21 protein-coding genes are annotated in these 19,791 nt (G+C 63.7%); 8 read left to right on the top strand and 13 right to left on the bottom strand.

Going from position 1 to position 19,791, the window contains the following annotated elements:
- The first annotated feature begins 13 nt into the window (after positions 1-13).
- Complete coding sequence (gene pyrC / locus G473_RS0117290) at positions 14-1,306, top strand: dihydroorotase (RefSeq protein ID WP_029014146.1); 1,293 nt, start codon at positions 14-16, stop codon at positions 1,304-1,306.
- 50 nt (positions 1,307-1,356) lie between these two features.
- Positions 1,357-1,983, top strand: a complete 627-nt coding sequence (plsY, locus tag G473_RS0117285) for a glycerol-3-phosphate 1-O-acyltransferase PlsY (protein ID WP_035707613.1) — start codon at positions 1,357-1,359, stop codon at positions 1,981-1,983.
- A gap of 136 nt (positions 1,984-2,119) precedes the next feature.
- Here the strand turns inward: plsY and G473_RS0117280 are convergent, their stop codons facing one another.
- On the bottom strand, positions 2,120-2,521 hold the full coding sequence (locus tag G473_RS0117280) for an NUDIX domain-containing protein (protein ID WP_035707610.1): 402 nt from the start codon (positions 2,519-2,521) through the stop codon (positions 2,120-2,122).
- Positions 2,522-2,670: 149 nt separating this feature from the next.
- Between G473_RS0117280 and G473_RS29475 the strand changes: the two genes are divergently transcribed.
- Entirely contained in the window at positions 2,671-3,099 is a 429-nt protein-coding gene (locus tag G473_RS29475; protein ID WP_051330378.1) for a phage tail protein, read from the top strand.
- Between the two features lie 18 nt (positions 3,100-3,117).
- Here the strand turns inward: G473_RS29475 and G473_RS0117270 are convergent, their stop codons facing one another.
- Positions 3,118-3,588, bottom strand: coding sequence for an Lrp/AsnC family transcriptional regulator (locus G473_RS0117270; protein ID WP_035707607.1), 471 nt, complete (start codon positions 3,586-3,588; stop codon positions 3,118-3,120).
- A gap of 127 nt (positions 3,589-3,715) precedes the next feature.
- Between G473_RS0117270 and ald the strand changes: the two genes are divergently transcribed.
- Positions 3,716-4,825, top strand: a complete 1,110-nt coding sequence (gene ald, locus G473_RS0117265) for an alanine dehydrogenase (protein WP_029014142.1) — start codon at positions 3,716-3,718, stop codon at positions 4,823-4,825.
- A gap of 78 nt (positions 4,826-4,903) precedes the next feature.
- Here the strand turns inward: ald and G473_RS0117260 are convergent, their stop codons facing one another.
- The 7 genes from G473_RS0117260 to G473_RS0117230 form a co-directional block, all read right to left on the bottom strand.
- Positions 4,904-5,677: a nucleotidyltransferase family protein gene (locus G473_RS0117260; RefSeq protein WP_029014141.1), complete on the bottom strand. Its 774-nt coding sequence runs from the start codon at positions 5,675-5,677 to the stop codon at positions 4,904-4,906.
- Positions 5,677-6,828, bottom strand: coding sequence for a hypothetical protein (locus G473_RS0117255; RefSeq protein ID WP_035707601.1), 1,152 nt, complete (start codon positions 6,826-6,828; stop codon positions 5,677-5,679). Before G473_RS0117255 ends, G473_RS0117260 begins: the two co-directional genes overlap by 1 nt.
- The gene (locus G473_RS0117250) at positions 6,825-7,607 is read right to left on the bottom strand and encodes a sterol desaturase family protein (RefSeq protein WP_035707598.1); all 783 of its coding nucleotides are present in this window, start codon (positions 7,605-7,607) and stop codon (positions 6,825-6,827) included. Before G473_RS0117250 ends, G473_RS0117255 begins: the two co-directional genes overlap by 4 nt.
- Positions 7,608-7,733: 126 nt before the next feature.
- A complete protein-coding gene (lptG, locus tag G473_RS0117245; protein ID WP_029014138.1) occupies positions 7,734-8,804 on the bottom strand; it encodes an LPS export ABC transporter permease LptG in 1,071 nt (356 codons plus the stop codon).
- Positions 8,801-10,060, bottom strand: a complete 1,260-nt coding sequence (locus G473_RS0117240) for an LptF/LptG family permease (RefSeq protein WP_029014137.1) — start codon at positions 10,058-10,060, stop codon at positions 8,801-8,803. Before G473_RS0117240 ends, lptG begins: the two co-directional genes overlap by 4 nt.
- 1 nt (position 10,061) lies before the next feature.
- Positions 10,062-10,511, bottom strand: coding sequence for an HIT family protein (locus tag G473_RS0117235; RefSeq protein WP_029014136.1), 450 nt, complete (start codon positions 10,509-10,511; stop codon positions 10,062-10,064).
- Between the two features lie 78 nt (positions 10,512-10,589).
- Positions 10,590-11,522 carry a metallophosphoesterase family protein gene (locus G473_RS0117230; RefSeq protein ID WP_029014135.1) on the bottom strand — a complete coding sequence of 311 codons (933 nt, stop codon included), beginning with the start codon at positions 11,520-11,522 and terminating at the stop codon, positions 10,590-10,592.
- Between the two features lie 96 nt (positions 11,523-11,618).
- Here G473_RS0117230 and G473_RS0117225 point away from each other — a divergent pair, with 96 nt between their 5' ends.
- From G473_RS0117225 to G473_RS27475, 4 genes are read left to right on the top strand one after another with little or no spacing between them, the layout of a single operon-like run.
- The gene (locus tag G473_RS0117225; RefSeq protein ID WP_245580090.1) at positions 11,619-12,794 is read left to right on the top strand and encodes a CDP-alcohol phosphatidyltransferase family protein; all 1,176 of its coding nucleotides are present in this window, start codon (positions 11,619-11,621) and stop codon (positions 12,792-12,794) included.
- A 22-nt stretch (positions 12,795-12,816) separates the two neighbouring features.
- Entirely contained in the window at positions 12,817-13,770 is a 954-nt protein-coding gene (locus tag G473_RS0117220) for a diacylglycerol/lipid kinase family protein (protein WP_029014133.1), read from the top strand.
- Between the two features lie 12 nt (positions 13,771-13,782).
- Positions 13,783-14,709 (top strand): hypothetical protein, encoded by a 927-nt coding sequence (locus tag G473_RS27480; RefSeq protein ID WP_051330377.1) that lies wholly within the window; start codon positions 13,783-13,785, stop codon positions 14,707-14,709.
- On the top strand, positions 14,706-15,311 hold the full coding sequence (locus G473_RS27475) for a class I SAM-dependent DNA methyltransferase (RefSeq protein ID WP_051330376.1): 606 nt from the start codon (positions 14,706-14,708) through the stop codon (positions 15,309-15,311). The genes G473_RS27480 and G473_RS27475 overlap by 4 nt, the downstream gene beginning before the upstream one ends.
- Positions 15,312-15,367: 56 nt before the next feature.
- On the opposite strand, the gene spt is transcribed toward G473_RS27475, so the two are convergent.
- The 4 genes from spt to G473_RS0117190 all read right to left on the bottom strand — a co-directional run bounded on the left by spt (position 15,368) and on the right by G473_RS0117190 (position 19,762).
- Complete coding sequence (gene spt, locus G473_RS0117205; RefSeq protein ID WP_029014132.1) at positions 15,368-16,588, bottom strand: serine palmitoyltransferase; 1,221 nt, start codon at positions 16,586-16,588, stop codon at positions 15,368-15,370.
- 3 nt (positions 16,589-16,591) lie between these two features.
- On the bottom strand, positions 16,592-16,843 hold the full coding sequence (locus tag G473_RS0117200) for an acyl carrier protein (RefSeq protein ID WP_029014131.1): 252 nt from the start codon (positions 16,841-16,843) through the stop codon (positions 16,592-16,594).
- Positions 16,844-17,078: 235 nt separating this feature from the next.
- Positions 17,079-18,032 (bottom strand): NAD-dependent epimerase/dehydratase family protein, encoded by a 954-nt coding sequence (locus G473_RS0117195; protein ID WP_029014130.1) that lies wholly within the window; start codon positions 18,030-18,032, stop codon positions 17,079-17,081.
- Positions 18,033-18,034: 2 nt separating this feature from the next.
- A complete protein-coding gene (locus G473_RS0117190; RefSeq protein WP_051330375.1) occupies positions 18,035-19,762 on the bottom strand; it encodes a fatty acyl-AMP ligase in 1,728 nt (575 codons plus the stop codon).
- Between the last annotated feature and the right edge of the window lie 29 nt (positions 19,763-19,791).

The raw sequence follows: 19,791 nt of genomic DNA, 5'->3' as shown, positions 1-19,791 counted from the left end.
GGGAAGCCCTGTCATGACCCATCGTACCGCTTTCCTCAATGCCCGCCTGATCGACCCCGCCACCGGCATGGATGCCGTGGGTGACCTGCTGGTGGAAGGCAGCCGCATCGCCGATTTCGGCCCTGGCCTGCTGGCGAACGGCGCACCGGAAGGGGCCGAGCGCGTCGATTGTGCCGGCCTGACCCTCTCCCCCGGTCTGGTGGACCTGCGGGCCGCCGTGGGCGAGCCGGGTTTTGAGCATAATGAGACGATCCAGACCGCCAGCCGCAGTGCGGCCGCCGGTGGTATCACCGCCCTGGCCGCCTTGCCCAATACCGATCCGGTGATCGACGATCTGGCCGGCCTGGAATTCATCGCGCGGCGCGCGCGGGAAACCAAGCGGGTGAAAATCTTCGCCTATGCCGCCGCCACGCGGGAAACGGCGGGCAAGGAACTGACGGAAATCGGCCTGTTGGCTGAAGCCGGTGCCATCGGCTTCACCGATGGCGGGCCGATTGCCGATCCGGCGCTGATGCGCCGCCTGCTCGCCTATGCCAGCGCCTTCGGCCAGACGATTTTCCAGCATCCCAGCGAGCCACGTCTGGCCGGCGGGGTGATGAATGCAGGGGAAATGGCGACGCGCCTGGGCCTGGGCGGCATCCCCGGCATGGCCGAAGTGATCATGCTGGAACGTGACCTGCGTCTGGTGGAAATGACCGGCGGTCGTTATCACGCCGCCAATATTTCCACGGCCGAATCGGTCAATGTCATCCGCCGGGCCAAGGCACGCGGCATCCGCATCACCTGCGATACCGCCCCGCCCTATTTCGCCCTGACGGAACGGGATGTGGGCGATTACCGCACCTTCTTCAAGCTGTCGCCGCCGCTGCGCAGCGATAGCGACCGTCAGGCGATTGTCGAAGGTCTGGCCGATGGCACGATTGACGCCATCACGTCAGACCACCAGCCGCATGATCAGGACAGCAAGCGGGTGCCCTTCGCCCAGGCCGCCTTTGGCGCGGTCGGGTTTGAGACGCTGCTGCCACTGGCCCTGGAACTGGTCCATAAGGGCCAGTTGCCGCTGAGCCGCGCCCTGGCCGCCCTTACCCATATCCCGGCGGATATTCTGGGGCTGAAGTCCCTGGGTCGCCTGACCAAGGGCGGGCCGGCCGATCTGGTGCTGTTCGATGCGGACCGCCCCTGGTGCGTGGAAGCGGACAAGCTCGCGTCCAAATCGAAAAATTGCTGTTTTGATCGCCGCCCGGTTCAGGGCATGGTGATGCGTACTGTCGTGGATGGCCGCACCGTGTTCACCCACGCCGGCTGACCCCAGCGCCCGACAGAACCCGATAGAAGAAGAAAAGGATCGCCGCGACCATGGTTGAACCGGCCACCACGTCCCTGGCCTGGGGTCTGCTTCTTGCCGCCTTCGCAGGGGGCTATCTGTTGGGGTCCATCCCGTTCGGGCTGGTGCTGACCCGGTTGGCCGGCTATGGCGATATCCGCAAGATCGGCAGTGGTAATATCGGCGCCACCAATGTGCTGCGAACGGGCAACAAGCCCCTGGCCGCCGCCACCCTGATCCTGGATAGCGGCAAAGGCGGCATTGCTACCCTGCTGGCCCTGTGGCTGGGCGGTACGGAAGCCGCCATTGCCGCCGCCGCCGGCTCCATGCTGGGCCATTCCTTCCCCGTCTGGCTGGGCTTCAAGGGCGGCAAGGGGGTTGCCACGGCGCTGGGCGTGCTGCTGGCCATTTCCTGGCCGGTCGGCTTGGCTGCCTGCGGTACCTGGCTGCTGGCGGCAGCCCTGTTCCGCATTTCCTCCCTCTCTGCCCTGATTGCCATCGGGCTCAGCCCGGTGACAAGCTGGTTCCTGGCCGGACCGGCTGTGGCGGGCCTATGCGTTTTCATCACTTTGCTAGTGTTTGTCCGGCACAAGGACAATATCGCCCGCCTGCTGAAGGGCGAGGAGCCAAAGATCGGGGCGAAGAAAAAAGAATCCTGAACAAAGGGCGGGAACCCTTTCCCTCTCCCCTTGTTCTAAGGGCAGGCACGATCACCTGGCCTCCTGCAGCCCCAACCTGGATGGTCAGGTGCCTCCCTTTATCGCCCGCGGTGCCCCTGGCATCGCGGGCTTTTCTTTATCCAGGGGTCAAAGCCGCCAGCGCCGTGCGCGTGGAAAAGGTCAAAGGGGCCGGCAAATCCGCTAGATCAAACCAGCCCCAGTCGGCCAATGCGTCCGGTTCCATCACAGCCGGCTCGCCGCTGACGATTCTCGCGCGGTGAACCGGGTTGACCCAATGGGTCCCCGCTTGCGCATCGATCTGGTCCACAACGCAGAGCAGGCCGGTCAGGGCGATTTCCACCCCCAGTTCCTCCCGGATTTCGCGGACGATGGTCACCGGCACCGGCTCCAGGAAATCCACCTTGCCACCCGGCAAGCCCCAATGGTCGGCCTCCGGATGACGGCGGCGCTTAACCAGCAACAGACGCCCTTCGGCATCCTGGATGAAAGCGCCGCAACCGACGCGAATCATGGACATTTTGACGTTTCCTTTACGTATCCTTGTTTATCCCATGAATTTGGGCATTGAACCTTCAAAAACCGAACAGCCCCTCTTCACGATCTCCATTTACATAAGAAAAAATTGTGTTAAACCCGTCTTTACACAACCTTTAGATGGAGAGCGGAATGACGGATTTCTACATTGGACAGGTCTGCTTCTTTGCGTTCCAGCGACCGCCAGCCGGCTGGCTGCCGTGCGACGGTCGTCTCCTGCCGATCATGCAATATCAGGCCCTTTTCAGCCTGCTCGGGACGGCCTATGGCGGCGATGGCAGAACAAATTTCGCCCTGCCTGACCTGCGCGGCCGCGTCCCCGTCACGCCGGCAAATGGTGCAACAGGTCGTCTTTCCACAAACCGTCTGGGTGACGCGGGTGGCGCGACCAGCATCACCATTCCGTCGGGCAGCGGCGTTTCCGCAGCCAAGCCGGAAGGAAGTAGCCAAACGGAAACCGTACAGACGCCGCAAACGATCAGCACGGCACTGCCGCCGCCGCCCTACGTCACCCTCAATGCCTTCATCTGTCTTGATGGCATGTATCCGGTACCCGAATAAGCCAGGGCGCGTGCCCGCTTACCCCATCGGCACGGTGGTCCTTTTGGCCACCGTGCGCAGGGTAAAGCTGGATCGTATCCGTGCCACGCCCGGCAGGCGGGTTAATGTCTGGGTATGCAGCCGCTCATAATCGCTGCCATCCGCCACCACGACTCGGAGCAGGAAATCCGCTTCGCCAGCCATCAGATAACATTCCATCACCTCCGGGCATTCCATCACCCGCGCCTCAAACGCGCGCAGATCCTGGTCTTGCTGCCGATCCAAGGTGATCTGCACGAAAACCGACGTGCCCCGGCCCAAAGCCGCCGGACTGACCAGCCCGACATAGCCTTCAATGACCGCCTCCTCCTCCAGCCGTTTCAGGCGGCGATGGCAGGCAGACGGTGACAGGCCCACCTGTTCTGCCAGGTCGGCGACGCTGATCCGTCCATCTGCCTGGATGATGGTGAGAATCTTACGATCAATGGCGTCCAGGTCGATCGGCCGCATAATCCCCCGTCTCAGTCAGATTTAATGCACGAAACGCCGAAATCAGGCCATGGCGGCCCCTGTCTTTGCAAGGACCTTCACACCCCTTCAGGCGTATCGTTTTACACATAAGACAGGGAGAAAAATAATGCTGATCGGCGTTCCGAAAGAGATCAAGAATCACGAATATCGCGTCGGCCTGATCCCCGGCAATGTCCGCCAGTTGGTAGTGCACGGCCATCAGGTCATCGTGCAGAAGGATGCAGGCACCGCCATCGGGTTAAGCGATGACCTGTATGTGGCCGCCGGGGCCACCATCATCGATAATGCGGAAGAGATTTTCGCCAAGGCCGACATGATCGTGAAGGTGAAGGAGCCGCAGCCGCAGGAATGCCGCATGCTGCGCCCCGGCCAGATTCTGTTCACCTATCTGCATCTGGCGCCCGATCCGGAACAGACCAAGCTGTTGCAGGAATCCGGTGCCATCTGCATCGCCTATGAAACCGTGACCGACCGCAATGGCGGCCTGCCCTTGCTGGCGCCGATGTCGGAAGTGGCCGGGCGCATGTCCATCCAGGCTGGCGCCCATTGCCTGGAAAAATCCTATGGCGGGATCGGCATCCTGCTGGGCGGCGTTCCGGGTACGCCGCCGGCCAAGGTGGCCATCATCGGCGGTGGTGTGGTCGGGACCAATGCCGCCCGCATGGCCATGGGGCTGGAGGCCCACGTCACCGTGCTGGACAAGTCGCTGGACCGGCTGCGCGTGCTGGATCAGCAGTTCGGCCGTCGGCTGAACACGGTCTATGCCAATGTCGATACGATCGAACAGGCCGTGCTGGAAGCCGATCTGGTGATTGGCGCCGTACTGGTGCCGGGTGCAGAAGCCCCCAAGCTGGTCAGCCGCGATCTGGTTGGCCGCATGAAGAAAGGTGCCGTGCTGGTGGATGTGGCCATCGACCAGGGCGGCTGCTTTGAGACCAGCCACGCCACCACCCATGCGGACCCGACCTATGTTGTGGATGGCGTGATCCATTATTGCGTGGCCAACATGCCGGGTGCCGTTGCCCGCACCTCCACCTTCGCGCTGAACAATGCCACAGCCCCCTTCGTGCTGGCCCTGGCGGACAAGGGCTGGGTGCAGGCCTTGTCCGATGATGTGCATCTGCGCAACGGCCTGAACGTTGCCAAGGGCAAGCTGACCCACCCCGCCATTGCCCATCTGGGCCCGGTGGTCAGCCCGGAAAGCGTAATCGGTTAAGCTCACGCGATGGCTGAAACGAAAAGGGGGATGGCCCGCGCCATCCCCCTTTTCATGTCCTGCCGCCGGAAAAACCGGTCAGGACAGCAGCTTTTCCGCCAGCACCATGTCCGCTTCCTTGTCCACATCCACGGCGGCCAGCCCGAACGGCATTTCCACAATCGCCGCACGCGCGCCGGCAATGGTACCCAGGCGCTTCAGCGCCGCCCCCAGGGTCAGCCGCCCGAGCAGGAAGCGCAGCACCGAGAGCGGCCCCAGCAGGCGGATCATCCGCAGCGGATTTTTGCGCTGGGCTTCCACCTGCCGCCATAGATGGGCAACACCAACGGCTTGCGGGGTGCGGAAGGCGAACATGTTGCAGCCGGAAAAAGCCCCGTCCGCGAAGCGCAGATACGTGCGCTTGGTTTCCGGCACCGCCCCCTGCACCACATGATCCCGGGCCAGGGCGGCGCACACATCCGCACCATCCGGCAGGTTGTTCAGGAAATACTGCACCCATTCCGGTCGTAGCAGCGCATGGTCAGCCGTGGTGACGAACAGGGGTGACCCCAGGGTTTCCAGGGCGGCCCCCACGGTGCGGCTGGGGCTGCCTTCCGCCGGCAGCAGGGCCAGCCGACCGCCATCCAGCAACAGGCCCAGTTCCGGATGGTCGCGTACCAGGTCAGGCCGTTCAATGGCGATATGGATCGTGCCCACGGTAGGCGAGGCCGTCAGCGCCCGCACAACGCGGACCAGCATGGGAATACCGGCAATGGGGGCGAAGGCCTTGTGGCTGACCCCAGCCAGCCGCGCCACCGGATCGTCCGGCCCGCGCGACCCGGCCAGGATCAGGGTCGTCATCGGCTGGGACATCACAGATCCTTGGTATACAGCCGATAGGTTTTATAGTTGGTGGTGCCGAACGCTTCGATGATCCGGCGCATCGGCATATTGTCTTCCAAAATCCAGGACAGCTCGATCTTCTCGTATCCCAGCGCTTTGGCTTCCTTGCGCATCGCGTCAATCACCAGGAAAGGGAGCACCGCCACCAACCCTTTGGAGATATTGCGCTTCACACCCATCAGCGGCACGCGCGCCGTCTTCACGCCGGTCACTTTCAGCCGCCACAGCAATTTGGCCCAGCCAAAGGGCAACAGCTTGCCGCCCAGATCATGGATGGCAGCGTTCAGATTGGGCAGGCACACGCCAAATGCCACCGGCTCGCCCTTCACCTCGGCAATCTGCACCAGTCGGGGATTGATCAGGGGACGAAGGGACTTGGCCATATGGGCGATTTCCGCCTCGGTCAGCGGCACGAAGCCCCAGTTATTCAGCCACGCATCATTGAAGATGGCAGTGATGATCTTCAAATCCTCATCATACCGCTTCATGTCCAGCGGGCGGACCCGCAAGTCTGTCGGCCAGGGCCGGTCGATCACGCCGCGCACGGTGCGCGGCAAATCGCGTTCAATATTATAGAGATAGGCAAAAATATCCTTGGCCTTAGCATAGCCCGCCGCCTCAACCAATCCGCCCAGATAGTCCCGATCATGGCCCATCAGCAGCATCGGTGGCGTGTCCCAGCCCGATACCAGCAGCCCGGTCTCTTCATTGATGGACAGGTTGAAGGGACCGATAACGCGGGTAATCCCCCGCTCCCGCAGCCAGGTCTCCGCCGTTGCCAGCAGAAGCTGGACGATGGCCGGATCATTTTCCGCCGCCAGCAGGCCGAAATGGCCGGTGCCGTTCTGATGCGTTTCCAGCGCCAGCCGGTCAACTTGGGCGGAAATGCGCCCCACGACCTGATCCCCGCGCCGTGCCAGGAAAAACGCCACCTCGGCATGCTGGAAATAAGGATTCTTAGCGGGTGACAGCGCCTCCTGCCGTTCCAGCATCAGGGGCGGCACCCAGTTGGGATCGCCCTGATGCAACCGGTAAGGAAGGCGGATGAACTGATCCATGGCGGACGGATCGGCGACCTGCTCGATCCGGATGGCATCGCTATTGATGGAAGTGCCGGTCACGATGCCGCCTTCACCTTCTCGTTACCCGTCTGGGCCGGCGGGCGCGGCGGGCGGTCACGCGGCGGGGCGCCGGTTGCTTCCATCACCCAGGGATAGCGCTCAGCTTCCGCCAGATCATAGCCCAGGTTGAAAACCGTGGGGCTGCGCGGCATCTGCTTGGCTTCGGCATAATAGCTGCCGAACAGCATGTCCGGCCCATAGGCGATGATGCCGTAATTGCCGTCTTCATTGTGGAAATGGTGGTAGAGGTGAAGCTGCTTGATCCGCGCCACCCAAGCCCAGCGGGGCTTGTAATTCAGGTGCTGGATGCAGTGGAAAAATTCATAAACACAGGTGGTCACCAGCCCGGTCGCCAGCGCAGCGGCGGCGCCCGCCTGCCCGTCAATCAACCAACCCACCGGCACTGTCACCAGGGCAATGGTCGGCAATGTGTTGGCCAGGCTGCCGAACAGCACTTCCAGCTTATGCGGGTCCTGATGATGGTCGAAATGGATGCGCTTCCACAGGGTGGCCGACCATTTCATCCGGTAAAGCCAGCGGCCATGCAGGATGTAACGGTGGATGCCATACCAGGCCAGCGGATAGAGCAGCGATGCCACCAGCACCACTGCGCCCAGGCGCAGCCAGCTTTCCACCCAGACCAAAGCCAGCACGGCGCTGATCAGTGCCAGGGCCGCATAGGCCTGGATAGCGGGATATGTTGAATAGGCGATCGCCAGATCGCGCAGATTCATCTTCCCCAGGTCATAGCTGCGGCCACGCCAGGCATCGCCCCACATGCCCGTGATCCTTTCCTGAAACACCCGCCGGGAAGGCGAGATAAATATTACGGCACTGCGAAAGTAGGGCGGCGCGTGCGGGACGGCAAGCACCAAGGCGGGACAGGTCTGCCCCCTGCCTTTCCCTTACCCTTCCACATGCACCATGATCGCGCCGCCAACGGCGGTGAAGAACAGCAGCGGCGACCATACCGCCACCCAGGGCGGCAAGGCACCAGCCTGCCCCATGGACCCTAAAATCCCGGACGATAGCAGGAAGGTAAGCCCCACGACCACGCCGAGGGCGACGCTGCCCATCGCCCCACCCCGGCGGCGCAGCCCATGGGCCACAGGGGCCGCCAGCAGCAGCATGACCAGGGAGGCCAGGGGGCCGGCATAGGTTGAATGCAGACGGGTCGCATAATAAGCCGGGCTCTGGCTGCCAGCCCAGGCACCGTGCAGAATGCGCAGCAGACGGTTAACGGAAATGCTCTCCGTCGGCACCCGCAATTCCACAAGGTTGGCCGGGGTCAAAGGCGCCTGCCAACGCAGGCTCGCCAGCTTCTCCACCTCCAGCGGGGTGCCGACGCGGGTGCGGGAAACACCGGTCAACATCCAGGCGCCACCCTGCCAGACACCCTTCTCAGCCTGCAGGATCAATGTGGCACGGCCCTTTTCGTCACGCTCCACCAGTTCCAGCCCGGTCAGGCTAAGACCATCATCACCCGTATCCTGGATGCCCACGACAGCATTCCCCAGCCGGAACCAGATCGGCTTCGGCGCCTCTGGCTCCTCTCCCGGCTCAGTGGTGGAATTCCACCATGTCACAAAGGCCCGTTCCGACCGGGGCGCAATCTGATCAGCGATCAGAAAGTGGAAAGCCGCCAGCAATACCGCCGCCGGCAACATCGCGCCCATGATCTGATAGGGCGTCATGCCCACCGACCGCATGGCCACGAACTCATTCGTGGCGGCAAAGGTCCAGAGCGTGGACAGGGAGCCGATCAGCACCGCCAGCGGCACCAGCCGCTCCACGATCATCGGCAGGCGCAGGCTGACATAGCGCAGGATATCCAGGATACCGCCGCCACGTTCCAGCACGGAACTGGCAGCATCCAGCAGATCCAGTAATTGCAGCAGGGCCGACAAGGCGGCCAGCACCGACAGAACGCGGATCAGGAAGGTACGGGTGAGATAGCGGGTGATGGTATTGGTCACGGTGCCACCTTCTTCCCGGCCTTGTCCTTATCCTTGGCACGGCGGGGCAACAGCCGCGCCAGCCGGGTCAGGGCCGCATCAATGCCATCGAAAAGGGCGGCAAAGGGATTCTCGCCCGGTCGCACCTGGGCGCGACGGAATAACCAGGCACAGAGCGCGGCAAACAGGGCGAAGGGAATCCAGATACCCAGCAGGGCCGGCACGCGGCCGATATCGGCCAGGCTCTCCCCCAACTGGATCGTGTGGTGGTAAATCAGCAAGATCAGGGTGGCCAGGGCGATGCCCTGCCCGCGCCGCGCCCTTTTGGCCGCCATCCCCATCGGCACAGCCAACAGTGGCAGCAAGGGCAGGCTGAAGGCACGCGCCAGACGGGAATGGAATTCCGACTGAAGCTGGTTCAGGGGCAGGATGGAATGCGGGTCACGCATCTCCTGCCACAGTTCGATAATGGTCAGCTCGCGTTCACTGCTGCCCCGCGCCCGGAACGGTTCCGTCACCAGTTGGAATGGCCGATCCAGGGTCAGACGACCGAAATCCAGCACCTGCTGGCGCCCGTCAGGCAAGGTGCGCACCTGTACCCCGTCATTCAAGGTCAGGAGAATGCGTTCCCGATCTGCGGTTGCCGCCAGCGTGCCACTATTGGCCGTGGTGACCCAGGTTTCCCCATTCGGGCGCTTCTGGTGGACGAACACATGGTTCAGATTGCGGCCGGTGCCATCGACAATATCGGCACTGATCGTCACCCCATCGCCCGCATCCACGAAGGTTGCCTGCGGCACGGTGGCATCCCAGGCGGCATTGACCACCAAATGGTAGACCGCGCTGTAGCCATAGCGCCCATAGGGCTGCAGAAAGCCGAACAGCAGAACGGAGAAGACCATCAGTACCGCACCCAGCCCCAGAAAGGCGCGGGCAATACGGGGCACGGACAGACCGGTCGATTGCAGGGCGTCCAGCTCATTATCCTCGCCCATGCGGGCGACGATGATGAACATGGAAATGAAGAAGGCTGCCGGCAGCGCCAGCCCCAGATAATGGGGGATCAGATTGGCCGCCATGCGCACGACCAGATCGAACGGCCCGCCATGCACTGCCAGCAGATCGAACAGCCGCAGCAGCCGCTCCATCAGCAAGGCAATCAGCACCACCGCCAGCGACCCCGCCAGCGGCTTCAGGGTTTCGCGCAGGATATAGCGGTCAATCAGCCTTGTGCTGACCGCCCGCCCCTTCGCCCCAGACGCCCCGGTTCCGATCAATTCACGCCACCTCGTCCCACAGCCGCTTCAACAGGGCTGTCATTTCCGCCATCGCTGCCGCATCCAGGGGCACAGCCGCCCCCAGATTGGGTGGACCGGGCCAGCCGGCATCGGTGAAAACCGTGCCCTGGAAATCCCGTTCCCCCTGATAACGCGGGATAACGTGAAAATGCACATCGGGATCGACCATCATCAGCATCAGATAGTTGATTTTCTGATAATCGACGAAACGGCGTAGCACTGCCTCCAGCCGTGTCACAACGGGCTGAAGGGCGGCGAAGGCAGCCGGGCTGACCTGACCGAAAGCTGTTACCGGTTCCCGGCAGACCAGCACCAGGGACCCCAGTGTGGGCTGCTGCGGCCGGACCTGTATTGTCCAGAACGGTGTTTCGGCAACCACGCTGTGCGGGTAACCGAATTTCAGCAAGGTGGCGTTCGGGACGTCGGTCATGGGCGCACGCGGGGGCTAACGGCCGGAAAGGCGGCACCATAGAACCATTCCGCGCCCAGGCAAAGCGACTAAGCAGGCTTAAACGGTCGGAAACGGCACTAACAATGTGTAACCACCCGTGGGGATGATACCTTCCCGCCTATCATAGCCACGTATGTCCACCTGGACCCGCCAGCCGTCTGCTTCCCGCATCACCGTGACGAGGTTCCATTTCGCCGCCTCATCCTTGCCAAGCCCGCCACAGGAAGCCGAGGGCACGGTGAGGCAGGGAATGATGCCGGATGGACCGGCAATGGTGGAAAGGCTGGCCCGGTGCGCATGGCCATGCAGCAGCATCTCCGCCCCATGGCGGGCGAGAACCGCCCGCAGGCGCGCCCGATCAGTCAGACCCTTACGGGGTTTGACCACACCATCCGCCACGGGATGATGCACCATGACGACGCGAAACAGTCCCTGCCGCCCCAGGTCGGACAGAATATCCCCCAGTGCTTCCACCTGCGCCGTGCCCAGCCGGCCGGTCGCCAGCAGCGGCAGGGTCGGCAGGCCGGAATTCAAACCGATAAAAGCGACCGGCCCCCGCCGACGGACATAGGGGAAAAGCCCGTCGGGCAGGCTGGAGCCGGGAGCGGCGACCACATCGCCTTCCATATAGTCCCGCCACAAGCCAAGCCCCTGACCGAACGGCACCGTGACCATCGCGTCATGATTGCCCGGAATATAGCTGACCTGCCCTGGCAGACCGACGCTTTCCAGCCATTCCCGTCCGCGGGTGAACTCACCGGGCAGGGAGATATTGGCGATATCACCAGTCACCGCGACATGGTCGGGGGCATGGGCATGGATATCGGCCACCAGCGCTGCCAGCACATCCGGGCGGTGGTGATGCCTTCTTTTGCGCCGCCAGGACAGGTAGCTCAAAAGCTGCTTGGACAGCAGACCCCGCCCGCGAAGCCGGTCAGGCTCCAGCGGCAGATGCGGGTCGGACAGGTGGGCAAAGCGGAAACGTTGCATTGCCGCAGCCTACGCTGTGCGCTGCCCATAGGCAAAGGGCCTGTCAGCCTGTATGAAGACGCGCATCTTCTTTTCCGCCTGCCAGGTATCCGCCCCGTGACCGCATCCGATAAGCCGGCCGCCGCCGCCAAGCCCTCCACCCAACCCCTCCTGGGGGCCACCATCGGCGCCAATCCCGTGCGCTTGTGGGGGATGAGTTCGGCAGAGCGTCTGCGGCGTGAACTGGTCCGCAACGGCGTGCCAGAGGTGCGGGCCTGGGATGGTGATGCCAAAGGTAGCGCGCATATCCTGCTGCGCACCGATTTCGTCTTTGACGAGGTGCTGGTGCGCGACCTGATCCAGGCGCCGGACACGATCCTGATCGATCCCGCCAGCGGGGAGCCGGTGGCCGCTCATTGCGAAGCCGCCGACACCGTGGCCACTGCCACCATGCTCTCCGAATCCCGCGTGGTGCCGGCCGACCTGTCGGCGCGGCTGCGGGTGATCGGGCCGGGGGACCTGTCCTCCACCTATAATCACCAGCTTCGCAAGCGGGAGAATCCATTCCTGCTGCGCCTGACGCGGGAAGCATTGCCGGCGATCGAAAAGCGGATGTTTGCCGGCAGCTATAAGGGCGTGACCGACATCATCACCAAATATGTCTGGCCCCTGCCGGCCCGGCACGTCACCAAATGGTGTTCGTTGATCGGCCTCAGCCCTAATATGGTGACCAGCATCGGTGCCATCCTGATGCTGCTGGCGCTCTATCTGTTCGCCCAGGGCCAGTATCTGCCTGGATTGGCCGCTGCCTGGGTCATGACCTTCCTGGATACGGTGGATGGCAAGCTGGCGCGTGTCACCCTGACCTCCAGCAAATGGGGCAATATCTTTGATCATGGGATTGATCTGGTGCATCCGCCCTTCTGGTGGTGGGCGTGGCTGGCCGGGTTGAGCGTGGCCGGCTTCACCATGCCGGGTGGCGAGGGCTGGGTTCTGGCGGTGATCTGGGCCGGCTATGTCTCTCAGCGCCTGCAGGAAGGCTACTTCCTCAGCCGTTTCAAGATCGACATGCACACCTGGCGGCCGTTCGACAGTTTCTTCCGGCTCATCACCGCCCGGCGCAACCCCAATCTGGTGGTCCTGACCATTGCCACCCTGCTGGGCCGGCCGGATATCGGCATGTTGCTGGTGGCGATCTGGATCGTGCTGTGCTTCCTGGTCCATATGGCCCAGATCATCCAGGCGGAACGCGCGCAGGCCAATGGGCCGATCCGTTCCTACCTGTCGGCTTGAGGCGGGGGCAGCGGCTTTTCCCATGTCTCGTCTGGGTTTGATCCGAAATCCGCGCAGCCAACGCAACAAGCGCGGCGGGGGCGATGCGCGCGAGCAGGCGGCAGCCCTGCTGGGCTTTTATTTCGCCGAACCGGCCACCCGCGCCGAGCTGGCCGAAACCTTGAGCGATTTCGCCCGTGAAGGGGTGGATGTGCTGTGCGTGGATGGGGGCGACGGTACCGTCCGCGACGTGCTGACCGCCATGCCGGGCGCCTTTGGCGACAAGCCCCCGCGCATGGCCATCCTGGCCGCTGGCAAGACCAACCTGATCGCCGCCGACGTCGGCACCCCTGGCCATGGGCTGAAAGGCTTGCGCCGGTTGATCGATGCCGCGCAAAGCGGCCGCCTGGATCAGGGCAGCCAGCGCCGACCCGTGCTGACCATTTCCTGGCCGGATGGGGAACATGGCACCGTGCGGGGCATGTTCATGGGGGCTGGCGCTTTTACTCGCGGGACGGAACTGGCCAATGCCCGCATTCACAATGCCGGCTTCACCCAGGGGGCCGCGGTAGCGCTGGCCATGGCCGGGGTGCTGGGCGGGGCGCTGATCGGTCGCGATGCCCATGGCTGGCTGGCGGGGGAGTCCATCAGCCTCAGCGCCGATGGAGAGCGCGCACCGAGCGGCAACCGTTTCCTGTTCCTGTCCACAACCTTGCACCGGCTGATCCTCGGTTTATGGCCCTTCTGGAACCATGGGGATGCCCGGTTGCGTTATCTGGATGTAGCGGCCGCGCCGCCATCACTGATGCGCGCCCTGCCCCGGCTGGCCAAAGGCAACCCATCGCCCTGGATGCTGGAAAGCGGTGCCTATCGCAGCGGCGGGGCAGATCGGATTGACATGGTCTTGCCCGGCCCCTTCATCATGGATGGGGAAACCTATCCCGGCGGGCGTATCCAGCTTTCCAGCGCCGACCATATCGATTTCATCATCCCCTGACGCGCAAGGCCAATGCCCCAGCAACTCATCGCCCGTGAATTACAGGAGGAACCGCCCGCCCCGGCCATGGCCATGGCTGGGGCGCTGGCCGCCCATGGCGGGCCCAACGTGGCGGCAATCCTGTTTTACGGGTCCAACCTGCGCAGCGGGTCGGTGGAGGGGGTCCTGGATTTCTATGTGCTGGTCGACCGGCTGGTGGATTGGCATCAGTCGCGCCCCCTGGCGCTCGCCACCCGTATCCTGCCGCCCACGGTGGAATATTGGGAACTGCCCTGGCAGGGCCATATATTGCGGGCCAAAGTGGCGATCATCCGCACAGACCAGTTTATCCGGGCCATGCGACCGGGTAGCCTGGACACCACGCTTTGGGCTCGCTTTGCCCAGCCGGTCATGTTGCCCCATGCGCGCGATGCGATGGCGCGGCAGATGGTGACGGATACGCTGGCCGCTGCTGTCACCACCGCCGCCCGCTGGGCCGCCTTGCTGGGGCCGGAAACGGCCAGCGCACCGGCCTATTGGGAAACCCTGTTCCGGGCCACCTATGGCGCGGAATTGCGGGTGGAGAAGGGGGAACGCGGCGCCAGCCTGGTCAGCCATGCCGAAGCCCGATACCGCGCCCTGCTGTTACCGGGGTGGAAAGCGGCGGGCATTGCGGAGGGGCCGTCGGACGGTGACCTTCTGCGCCCCATCCTGACCGGGCAGCAGCGGGCCGCCGGCCGCTTCGGCTGGGGTCTGCGGCGGCGGCTGGGCAAAGTGCTGAACCTCGCCCGCCTGTCCAAGGCCGCCTTCACCTTCAAAGATGGCGTCGATTACATCCTGTGGAAGATCGAGCGCCATTCCGGCGTGCGGGTGGAACTGACACCCTGGCAGCGGCGCCATCCCATCCTGTCCGCGCCCTTCATCCTGTCGCGGTTACGCCGTCAGGGGGCCGTACGGTGAACCGGACGCTGGATCATTACCAGCACCATGCCGCCCATTACGACACGGCCTTGGCCGATCATGACACACACGATGCCATCACCCGTCTGATGGCCGCCCTTCCCGTCCCTGATCCAGGCATCCTTGAGCTTGGCTGCGGCAATGGCCGTGACCTGACGGCGCTGGCCGCAGCAGGCGCGCGGGTGGAAGGGGTAGAAGGTGCCCCGGCCCTGGTTGCCATCGCCGCCAGCCGCACGGGCCAGACCGTCCATCAGCATGATTTGCTGTCACCAGCACCCCCACCCTGGCAGGGGCGGCGCTATGATGCGCTTTATGCCCATCACCTGCTGTTCCACCTGCCCAGCCCGGCGCTGCCGGGCCTGCTGAAGCAGGTACGGGAATGGCTGGTTGCCGGCGGCCTTTTTTATAGCTGTGATCCCACAGGGGATAACAGTGAAGGGGAATTGCCGGACGGGCGCCATGTCGCCCTGCGCCGTCCCCAAAGCCTCACCCGGCTGATGCGCGATGCGGGTTTTGCACCCGTTACGCAATGGCGGCGGCCGCTGGCAGCACCCCGCCGGGACCAAGGCTGGCTCGCCGCCATCTGGCGTCTGACGACATAAAAAGCCCCCGAACCTCTCGGCGCGGGGGCTTTTCTTGATCCTGAAACGGAGAAACCTTATTCCGCCGCCTGCACGATGGCAGGGTCCGGCAGAACCCCCAATTCACGGCCAACCTGGGCAAACAGTTGGATCGCGGTGTCAATCTGCTGCGGCGTGTGGGCAGCGCTGACGCTGGACCGCAGCAGGGCCAGGCTGTTCGGCGTTGCCGGCGGCAGGGCCAGGTTGAGATAGAGGCCGGCTTCCAGAAGGGCATTCCAGAAGGTGATCGCCAGTTCCTTCGTCGGCAGGGCAACAGCCACGATCGGGTTTGCTTCCGGCCCAACCTGGAAGCCCAGATTGCGCAGCCCCTCATACAGACGATGGGAGTTCGCATTCAGGCGCAGGCGCAGGCCCGGCTCCTCCCGCATGCGCTTCAGCGCCTGGATGGAGGTGGCGATGACCGACGGCGGCAGCGATGCCGTGAACATATAGGGCCGGCAGGCAACGCGCAGGATATCAAAATCCGGCAGGTCGGAGACACAGAAGCCGCCAACGGCGCCCAGGCTCTTGGAGAAGGTGCCGACGATGAAATCGACATCCGCCTCAACACCCACCTCCTGCGCCAGGCCGCGCCCGGTCTGACCCAGAACACCCATGGAATGGGCTTCATCGACCAGCAGGAAGGCACCGGTTTCCCGCTTCACCTGCGCAAATTCGCGCAAGGGGGCGGTGTCGCCCAGCATGGAATAGATGCCTTCGACAACCACCAGCTTGTTGCCGGGATGGTCGGACAGGCGACGCAGACGCTTATAGAGATCGTCCGGGTCGTTATGGCGGAAGCGCACAACCTGACCAGCGGTCATCTTCGCCGCATCATAGATGCTGGCGTGGCTGTCACCGTCGATGACCAGGATATCATCCTTGCCCACCAGGGTGGAGATGATGCCCAGATTGGCCTGATAGCCGGTGGTGAACACCATGCAATGCTGACGGCCATAGAAATCCGCCAGATCGCGTTCCAGATCGCCATGCCCACCGTAGGAGCCATTGGCGATGCGGGAACCCGTGGTGCCCGTTCCCTGTTCCACCAGTGCTTCGACGCCCTTGTCGATGCAGCTCTGGTCGAAGGTCAGGCCCAGATAATTGTTGGTGCCCAGCAGAATGGTCCGGCGACCATTCAACATCCCCTCGGTCGGGGAAAGAATGCCGTCGAATCGGACGCTGAAAGGATCGCGGCCAATGGCCGCCATCTTCTGGTACGATTCACGAAGCTGCGTGAATTTGGCAAGGATGGTCATGACTCAGGCGCGCCCCCGGAGATCCTGAATGGTCCTAGCCAGATCGCCTATCGTTTCGACCTCGGCAATCCGCTCCAGCGGAATCGAGACGTCGAACTTGTCTTCGAGCACCATCACGAAATCCATCACGGCCAGGGAATCCAGGCCGAGGTCGCGCGTGATATTGGTGTCCGTCGTGATGGTGACTGGCGTTTGAACGGTAGGCCCGAGGGCGGAGATTATTTCGTCAACAATCTCGTCAAGCTCAGCAGTCATTAAGTCGCCCCAGGGTATCACTCGAGACGGCCACCGGCCGCCCATTGCTGTTCACGAAAAACGAACCAGGAAGGTGCCCCCCGACCTGGGTCGTAGAAAAGCGTCACGATTTGGTAAGGTAAATGCAACGCTCGCGGATGCAAGAACAAAGCACGTTCCGCCACCACGCTCTGTGACAGATGACACAGCGACTGGTAATTACGCAACAGATTGCTGATCTGTTCCATACACAAAACTACAGCCAGCCATGTGCGCGGTACCAGGAAACGGTCTCGGCGAAGCCTTCCGCTAAGGGAATGCGCGGCTGCCAGACATCAGGCGGGGGCAAATCGGCGGCGGGGACAGACCAATCGGGATGGCTGATTTCCCGCACTTTTCCAACCGTCAACATCTGCGGCCGGCCGGTCAGGGCGGCCCGCAGAGTCCCGATCCGCCCCACCGCACGCAGAAGCGAATGCGGGATGGCCACGCGCGGGGGGGACCGCCCCATGGCCTGGGCGGCACTATCGAGAATCATGCCCCACCCATAACCGGTAACGCCGTCGCTCAGGGCAAAGGTTTCGCCGGGTGGCCCACCGGGCCGGGCCAGGGCTGCAACCGCCTCGGCGGCATCAACTGCATGGACCATGGCAATCCGGGTTTTCGGCCCGCCCAGCACCGGCACGAGCGGCCCCTTCAGGGCTTTGAACAAGGCCAGTGTCTCCCGGTCCCACGGGCCGTAGATGGCCGGTGGACGCACAATGACCCAATCCGCGGTACCGGCGGCGCCAATCGCCGCCCCCTCCCCTGCCCGTTTGGAGGCCGCATAATCGGAAAGCTGAGGCTCCCGCGCCGCCTGGGAAGAGACGATCACCAAACGGGCGCCCGGCGCGCCGGCAGCGATGGCCCGCCCCAGCCGGGCGGAACCACCCTCATTCACAGCAAAGAAATGATCGCGGTTACGGGCCTTGATCAGACCGGCAGCGTGGATCACGACATCGGCCCCGCGCACCAGCCGGCCCAGGGCGGCATCACTGCCCAGATCACCCATCACCAGTTCGGGATGGATGCCTGCCAGCAATGGGTGGGTGGGGTCCTGCCGTACCAGCAGCCGGACCCGGAATCCGGCCCTTGCCAGGGCCGCCACCAGATGACGCCCCAGAAAGCCGGTGGCACCGGTGACAGCCGCCAGCGGAGCCACCGGCTTCATGATCAGCCCGATGCCTTGGCGCTGAAGGCACCTTGCACATACATCTGCTTGGCCCGCGACCGGCTGAGCTTGCCGGAAGAGGTCTGCGGCAAGGAATGCGGCGGCACCAGCACCACCGTCACTTCCACCCCATGGGCCGAACGCAGCACACCGCTGACAGCCGCCATCAGGGCCTCGCGCGCGTCAGGCTGGGTGGCACGGCACTGCACCAGCACCGTCACATCCTCGCCGGCATCCTTGTCCACGGAGAAGGCCACCACATCGCCGCTGCGCAGCGACTCCACCGCATGTTCAGCCGACCATTCCAGATCCTGCGGCCAGATATTGCGGCCATTTACCAGAATCAGATCCTTGGCCCGACCGGTGATGACGATCTGCCCGTCGCAGAGATAGCCGAGATCGCCTGTATCCAGCCAGCCCTCGGGGGACAGAACGGCCGCCGTTTCCTCTGGCCGATCCAGATATTCCCGCATCAGGGACGGGCCCCGGGTAAAGACCCGGCCCACGCGCTTTTCCGGCAGGATACGGCCATCCGGGTCACGGATTTCCAGCTCATGCAGCGGCAGGACCGGTCCATTCAGCACAAATTCGCGTGAGCGCTGGGTGTCCGCATCCGGCGGCACAGCCACACCCTCATTCTCCAGCCGGTCCAGATCAACCAGATCGGTCACGACACCGGTGTCCAGCGGCGCGAAAGACAGGGCCAGCGACGCTTCCGCCATGCCATAGGAGGGCACGAAGGCTTGCGCCTTAAAGCCACGGTTGGCGAAGGTTTCAGCGAATTTGCGCATGACGCGGGGGCGGACCATATCACCGCCAATGCCGGCACCGCGCCAGGTCGACAGGTCCAGCCCTTCGGTGGACGCCGTCTCCGCACGGCGGGCAGCAAGCTCATACCCGAAGGACGGGCTGTAGGAGAGCGTGCCACGGTTGCGCGTGATCAGGCTCAGCCACAGCAGCGGGCGGCGGGCAAATTCACGGGTCGGGAGATAATCGATCGAAACCTGACAAACCATCGGGGTCAGCAGGAAGCCGACCAGCCCCATATCATGGTAGAGCGGCAGCCAGGAGACACAGCGGTCATCCTTGGTGATTTTCAGCCCATGGGCCGTGATGGCATGCGCATTGGCCATCAGCGCCCGCTGGGTTACCGCCACGCCGAGGGGGAAGCGGGTGCTGCCGCTGGAAAATTGCAGATAGCAAAGATCATCGGGGCCGATGGTGGGCAATTCGATGCCGCTGCCATCCACACCGTCGAACACGGCCAGCGTTCCCACCGCCTTCATGCCCAGCCCATCGGCGGCGGCGGCGACCCAGTCAGCCAGATTGGCCGGCGACAGGGCGGCAGCGGCAGAAGCGCCCTGCATCATGCGGCGGATATGGTCGATATAAGCGTCCTTGCCCCCGAAGGCCGCCGGCAGCGGCAGCGGTGCGGGAACCAGCCCGGCAAACTGGCAGGCGGCGAAGGCCCGCATGAAATCGCCATCGCTCTCCGCGATGATGGCAACACGGTCCCCCCTGACCAGACCGCTGGCCAGCATGCGGCGCGCCAGAGCCTCCGCCTGGGCCTTCATGTCGCGGTAAGGCAATGCCTCCAGCAATTCACCCTTGCCGGAATAGAAATTCAGGCCCGTCTCACCCTGCGCCGCGTAGGAAATGGCCTCGGGTACGGTCGTAAAGTCCGCCAGCCGGGAGGGCAGCGCATGAAAAGAGGGGGTAGGACTGACCATGGCGAACTATTCCGAATGCTCAAACGGGG

Origin of the sequence: Niveispirillum irakense DSM 11586, from assembly GCF_000429645.1 — a bacterium.
Lineage (GTDB): Bacteria > Pseudomonadota > Alphaproteobacteria > Azospirillales > Azospirillaceae > Niveispirillum > Niveispirillum irakense.
The sequence above is the reverse complement of the archived record's forward strand: the minus strand, read 5'-3'. Positions and strand labels throughout refer to the sequence as shown.

Excerpts from the sequence above, each read along its gene's own strand:
- pyrC (WP_029014146.1), top strand. The coding sequence starts at position 14 with ATGACCCATCGTACCGCTTTCCTCAATGCCCGCCTGATCGACCCCGCC.
- plsY (WP_035707613.1), top strand. The coding sequence starts at position 1,357 with ATGGTTGAACCGGCCACCACGTCCCTGGCCTGGGGTCTGCTTCTTGCC.
- G473_RS0117280 (WP_035707610.1), bottom strand. The coding sequence starts at position 2,521 with ATGTCCATGATTCGCGTCGGTTGCGGCGCTTTCATCCAGGATGCCGAA.
- G473_RS29475 (WP_051330378.1), top strand. The coding sequence starts at position 2,671 with ATGACGGATTTCTACATTGGACAGGTCTGCTTCTTTGCGTTCCAGCGA.
- G473_RS0117270 (WP_035707607.1), bottom strand. The coding sequence starts at position 3,588 with ATGCGGCCGATCGACCTGGACGCCATTGATCGTAAGATTCTCACCATC.
- ald (WP_029014142.1), top strand. The coding sequence starts at position 3,716 with ATGCTGATCGGCGTTCCGAAAGAGATCAAGAATCACGAATATCGCGTC.
- G473_RS0117260 (WP_029014141.1), bottom strand. The coding sequence starts at position 5,677 with ATGTCCCAGCCGATGACGACCCTGATCCTGGCCGGGTCGCGCGGGCCG.
- G473_RS0117250 (WP_035707598.1), bottom strand. The coding sequence starts at position 7,607 with ATGTGGGGCGATGCCTGGCGTGGCCGCAGCTATGACCTGGGGAAGATG.
- G473_RS0117235 (WP_029014136.1), bottom strand. The coding sequence starts at position 10,511 with ATGACCGACGTCCCGAACGCCACCTTGCTGAAATTCGGTTACCCGCAC.
- G473_RS0117230 (WP_029014135.1), bottom strand. The coding sequence starts at position 11,522 with ATGCAACGTTTCCGCTTTGCCCACCTGTCCGACCCGCATCTGCCGCTG.
- G473_RS0117220 (WP_029014133.1), top strand. The coding sequence starts at position 12,817 with ATGTCTCGTCTGGGTTTGATCCGAAATCCGCGCAGCCAACGCAACAAG.
- G473_RS27480 (WP_051330377.1), top strand. The coding sequence starts at position 13,783 with ATGCCCCAGCAACTCATCGCCCGTGAATTACAGGAGGAACCGCCCGCC.
- spt (WP_029014132.1), bottom strand. The coding sequence starts at position 16,588 with ATGACCATCCTTGCCAAATTCACGCAGCTTCGTGAATCGTACCAGAAG.
- G473_RS0117200 (WP_029014131.1), bottom strand. The coding sequence starts at position 16,843 with ATGACTGCTGAGCTTGACGAGATTGTTGACGAAATAATCTCCGCCCTC.
- G473_RS0117195 (WP_029014130.1), bottom strand. The coding sequence starts at position 18,032 with ATGAAGCCGGTGGCTCCGCTGGCGGCTGTCACCGGTGCCACCGGCTTT.
- G473_RS0117190 (WP_051330375.1), bottom strand. The coding sequence starts at position 19,762 with ATGGTCAGTCCTACCCCCTCTTTTCATGCGCTGCCCTCCCGGCTGGCG.